The organism is Pseudoalteromonas sp. S4741 (genome assembly GCF_005886135.1).
GTDB classification, from domain to species: domain Bacteria; phylum Pseudomonadota; class Gammaproteobacteria; order Enterobacterales; family Alteromonadaceae; genus Pseudoalteromonas; species Pseudoalteromonas tetraodonis.
Window position 1 is genome coordinate 1 of sequence record NZ_PNCN01000197.1, and the last position, 5,288, is coordinate 5,288.

Below are 5,288 nucleotides of genomic sequence, written 5' to 3' on the forward strand. Positions count from 1 at the left end.
ATTGGCTTGTGCTGCTTTTTTAGCTTTAGCACGGGCAATAGCGGCAGCAACGGCTGATTTTTTATCATCTACAGGCTCGTCATCACCATTGTTTTGTGCCTTTTGCTCTTTGTAAAGGCGAGCTTGTTCTTTACGTGCTGCGCGCTCTTTTGCAACTTCACTGTTATCTGGCTCGAGTTCGCCACCTTGCTTTTTCGCTTTAGCGCGCGCAATTGCCGCTGCTACAGCTGATTTATTGTCACCATCGCTGGTTTTATCTTTAACGCGGGCAAGGGCATCGGCTACTTTTTGCTGCTCTTCGGTCGATTTAGGGGCAGGTTTACGTTTGTGGCGATTTTTTCGCTCAGCTTGTTCTTGCTCTAAACGCGCTTTACGTGCATCAAAGCGTTCTTTAGCGCGATCTGATTTTATCTTTTCGGCAATTTGCTCTTTAATTTCAACTTTTGCAACGCGGTAATACTGAACAAGTGGTATTTCACTAGGGCATACATAGGCACAGGCACCACATTCAATACAGTCAAATAAGTTATGCTCTTGGAGTTTGTCGTATTCTTTTGATTTAGCAAACCATTGTAATTGTTGTGGCAATAACGAGGCAGGGCAGGCATCGGCACAGGCACTGCAGCGAATACAGGCTTTTTCTGGGCCAGGCTCTGCTAACTCCTTATGATCTGGGGCAAGTATGCAGTTTGTTGTTTTAACAACGCCAATACGAACTGTGGGTAAGGTAAAGCCCATCATAGGGCCGCCCATGATCACGCGTTGCTGTGGCACCGGTGAAAAACCTTGGCAATCAAGTAAGTGCTTAATTTCAGTACCTAATAACGCCCATACGTTGCCAGGATTATGTATAGTATTGCCGGTAACGGTAACGACACGCTCAATTAACGGTTTACCTTCGTATACAGCTTGCTGAATCGCAAATAAAGTGCCGGTGTTATGTACTAAAATGCCGATATCAGCAGGGATACCGCCGTTTGGTACTTCACGGTTAGTGAGCAGTTTTATTAGCTGTTTTTCACCGCCAGAAGGGTAAACAGTAGGCACGGTTTGTATTAAGATATGCTCGTTATGCTTCGCCGCTTCTGTCATCGCTGTGATAGCCTCGGGCTTATTATCTTCAATACCAATAATACACAGCGTCGGATTGAGTAACTGCTGCATTAGCTCAATACCTTTGACTATTTCAGCGGCGTGCTCACGCATTAAGGTATCGTCAGCCGTGATGTAAGGTTCACACTCAACCGCATTAACAATCAAAAATTCAATAGGTTGTTTAATATCAGCTTTTACATAGGTTGGGAAGCCTGCGCCGCCCATCCCAGAAATACCCGCATTATGAATAACATCAACCAGTTCATCGTGTGATGCAGTGGCTGGGTTTGCTAAAGGCGATAATTCACACCAGGTATCGTTGCCATCGGGTTCAATAATAATGCTTAATTCAGGTAATGCCGAAGGATGCGCTGATGGCATAGGCGTAATATCAATAATTGTGCCTGATGTAGGTGCATGTATTGGCACCGACCAATTAGCTGATGGCTTTGTTAAGGCTTGGCCTTTTAATACGTGCTGGTTTTTTTCAACTATTAATTTACCACTAGCGCCAATGTGCTGCTTTAAAGGCAGAACAAGTTTTTCAGGCAAAGGGAGTCTGGCTATAGGCGCACTATTAGATAATGATTTCTGCTGAGGAGGATGTACGCCGCCAGGAAATGCCCAAACGGTGCCTTTTTTTATTTGTTCAAGTAACTTTTCCACTCAAACCTCTAATCTATTTGGGTAACTGGAATAGCGTCTAATTGCCATTTCCAGGTTTGTTTTGTTGGTTCAACAGGTAGCATGTCAATACAATCGACCGGACAAGGTTCAACGCACAAATCGCAGCCAGTGCATTCGTCAATTAGAACGGTATGCATTTGACGTGTTGCACCCACAATGGCATCAACAGGGCAGGCTTGAATACATTTGGTACAGCCAATACATTCGTCTTCGCGGATATACGCCACTGTTTTAACCGGATCTGCTTGTTCACCGTCAGCGAGGGGTTTAGCCTCAACACCCATCAAATCAGCCAATTTTTTAACTGTCGCATCACCACCTGGAGGGCATTTATTTATTTCATCGCCATTGGCAATGGCTTCTGCATAAGGACGACAGCCCGGGTAACCACATTGGCCGCATTGTGTTTGCGGTAAAATGGTGTCTATTTGTTCTACAACAGGATTACCTTCAACTCGAAAGCGCACTGCTGCAAACCCTAAAATTAATCCGAAAATTAACGCCAGCAAACCCAGCGCTATTAAAGCGTACAACAAGGTCATATTAAAACTTCACTAATCCAGTAAAACCCATGAAGGCCATTGACATTAAACCTGCCGTTATCATTGCGATTGAGGCACCTTTAAATGGGGTTGGTACGTCTGCTGCGGCTAAACGCTCGCGCAATGCAGCAAATAAAACCAATACTAATGAAAACCCCACCGCAGCACCAAAGCCATAAACGGCCGATTGTAAAAACGTGTGATCTTCTTTGATATTTAATAAAGCAACACCCAATACCGCACAGTTAGTGGTTATTAAAGGTAAAAATATTCCCAGTAACCGGTAAAGCGTTGGACTGGTTTTTCTGACAACCATTTCAGTAAATTGTACAACAACAGCTATCACTAAAATAAAGCTCATTGTTTTCAGATAGGTAATATCCAAAGGTAATAAAATATACTCATTTACTAAATAGCTTGTTACAGAGGCAAGCGTTAGCACAAAAGTAGTTGCCAAAGACATACCTATGGCTGTGTCAAGTTTCCCAGACACACCCATAAACGGGCAAAGGCCTAAAAATTGTACTAATACAAAGTTGTTGACTAACACTGTTCCAATTAATAACAAGACGTATTCTGTCATGTGTGCCTCACGCTAATAAAATCCCGTGTATTATCCTTTTTTCTACTGTGATTAACAACACGTTGAGTGATTATCAGTTAAATAAACAACGTTAAATAATGGGCTAATTGTAAAGGGTTAAATTTAAGGGAGTTTGCAATTAAAAAACTGTCAGCATTTTAACGATTGAACAGTCATAAAAGCACACATTAAAAAGTAAAAAAGAGCATAAATGCTCTTTTTTATCATTAAATAGGGTAATTAGTTAGATGTCTTTGGGCTTTTCAATGTAGTAACCTTGAACACCATCTAGGCATAACGTATCTACAATGTGTTTTTCTTCTTGGCTTTCAACGCCCTCAGCAAAAACACTGACGCCAATTCTATGAGCAAGGTCGACCATTAAACGCATAAAGTACTGATTGTTTTTATCGTCCTCTAAACCTCGGGTATAACTTGCATCCATTTTAATAAAGTCTGGTTTTAAATCTCTGAAAAACTTAAATGAGGTGAGCCCGACACCAAAGCGTTCAACAGTAATTCTGGCTCCAACGCGATGCACCATATCAATAAAACGTTTGCTTGCTTTAATGTTTTGTTGGAGACCAAATTCACTCACCTCAAAAATTAACTTAGAAGCAATATGGGTATCTTTAAGCAAACGACGCTCTAACCAAATCATAAATTGGTCACTATGCGCGCTTGAAGGGGTAATATTTAAGCCAAAGTATTTTTCAGATAAATTACTCGATTTTATTCTTTCTAATGACGTTTCTATTATTAACTTGTCAATTTCTATCGCCATATCGAGTTTTTCAGCCATTGCTAAAAATGAAGCGGTAGGCAAAGCTTGGTTTTCTTCTGTTTTGAAGCGGGCTTGAATTTCAGCATAGGCTTTAATGCTTTTGCCTAATGGCATAATATTTTGGATCATTAAATGGACGCTTTTAGACTCGATCACTTCGTTAATCACTTTACGCCAGTTTTGATTACCAAACCCTGCGCTCACATTATTAACAAGATCAGTATCGCGCTGCACATGCCACGCATTAGCTTGCTTAGATTGCGCCATACTCATTGCGTTATCAACGATAGAGAGCAACTCACCTAAAGGTTTGGCTTTTTCGTACCCCACAATACCTGTGTTTGCAACCGAGCTAAGCTCTTGGTTTTGCATATATTGAGTAAAGCGAGATTGTAAGTTTTCACCAAATTTTTCAGCTTCTTTTAACGGGGTATTCGGCAATATAATTATAAAGTCAGAGCTGTTTACTCTAAAAACTTGACTGCCGAAATAGGTGCCACTGATATTTACTATGATATCTGCAACCGACTTAATGTACTCATCACCTTTTTGATAGCCTCGGCTTTGATTAATTGACTGTAACTCACTACAGCGGACAAGTGCTAAAGAGCCAAATGTACTTATTTCGGTGTTTTCTATATTTTTTTCGTAGTAATCAACAAACATATTGCGGTTACCTAATTCAGTAACACCGTCTTTGTAGGCTTCACGTTTAATATCGTGGGCTGCATTTTTTATATTGTCATTTTTACTTTTTAAAAAGTGCGATAAACGATTAAAGCTAGGAACTAAACTTTTCCCTAACTTAGCAAACTCAGGTGAATCAATTTTAGTTGTAAAATCATCACCTAGTTGGTTTTGATTGATATATACATCAATAACATCAGCAACGTTCGTACATATATTGTCGTTAATGTGCTTAACAATGGTTTTCATCAATATAATAGGTATTAGGGCAAGTAGGGTGCTAACAATTAAAATAACAAAAAACGCGGTTTGAAACTGCTCACCCAAGTGAGTAATGTTTAATTTAAATTCAATTTTTATATCGGCGTTATTATTTGTGGCGTACTGAGGACGTACTGAGTTGCTACTAGATTGAATAAGCTCAGCAATAATAGGTAATTGCACTGCATTGTTAACCGAAAATACTTCAACGCCTTGATAGTCTCGTAAAACAAAATATGAAAAGGTTTCACTAGTTGCAAGCGTGTTTTTAAGATTTTCTGCTGATATATCTGTCGCAGAGAGATTTTTAATGTATTGCTCAACGGTCGCTTGTGCATTTTTTTGAGCATTGCCGATGGCATTATCAAAATTTTGGCTAATAAAATAACTACCAGCGGATACAAGTATCAGCCAAGCTAACAATTGTATAAGAATAAGTTTTTTGAAAGCTGCCATTATTTAATCTTTTTATGTCAAATGGGGGAGGACACAACCTCATGATTATTAAACTAATTATAACTCGATATCAATAGTTATCAAATAGTTAGTTTTTTAAGCAAAAAAGTTTTTATTTTAAAAGAAGAATGGTAGAGCAAATTGAAGGGTATGTCTATGTGATTGTAGTAAATTGGCTCCCCCTCCCCGACTC

General features: G+C 39.7%; 4 protein-coding genes. All 4 read right to left on the reverse strand.

Annotated elements, in window-relative coordinates:
- Positions 1 to 1,761, reverse strand: a 1,761-nt coding sequence (gene rsxC, locus CWC30_RS17585; RefSeq protein ID WP_138627743.1) for an electron transport complex subunit RsxC, incomplete at its 3' end; no start/stop codon positions are given.
- A gap of 8 nt (positions 1,762 to 1,769) precedes the next feature.
- On the reverse strand, positions 1,770 to 2,324 hold the full coding sequence (gene rsxB / locus CWC30_RS17590; protein ID WP_138627744.1) for an electron transport complex subunit RsxB: 555 nt from the start codon (positions 2,322 to 2,324) through the stop codon (positions 1,770 to 1,772).
- A 1-nt stretch (position 2,325) separates the two neighbouring features.
- Positions 2,326 to 2,907 (reverse strand): electron transport complex subunit RsxA, encoded by a 582-nt coding sequence (gene rsxA, locus CWC30_RS17595; protein WP_008115244.1) that lies wholly within the window; start codon positions 2,905 to 2,907, stop codon positions 2,326 to 2,328.
- 244 nt (positions 2,908 to 3,151) lie between these two features.
- The gene (locus CWC30_RS17600; protein ID WP_138627745.1) at positions 3,152 to 5,095 is read right to left on the reverse strand and encodes a bifunctional diguanylate cyclase/phosphodiesterase; all 1,944 of its coding nucleotides are present in this window, start codon (positions 5,093 to 5,095) and stop codon (positions 3,152 to 3,154) included.
- Positions 5,096 to 5,288: the final 193 nt, after the last annotated feature.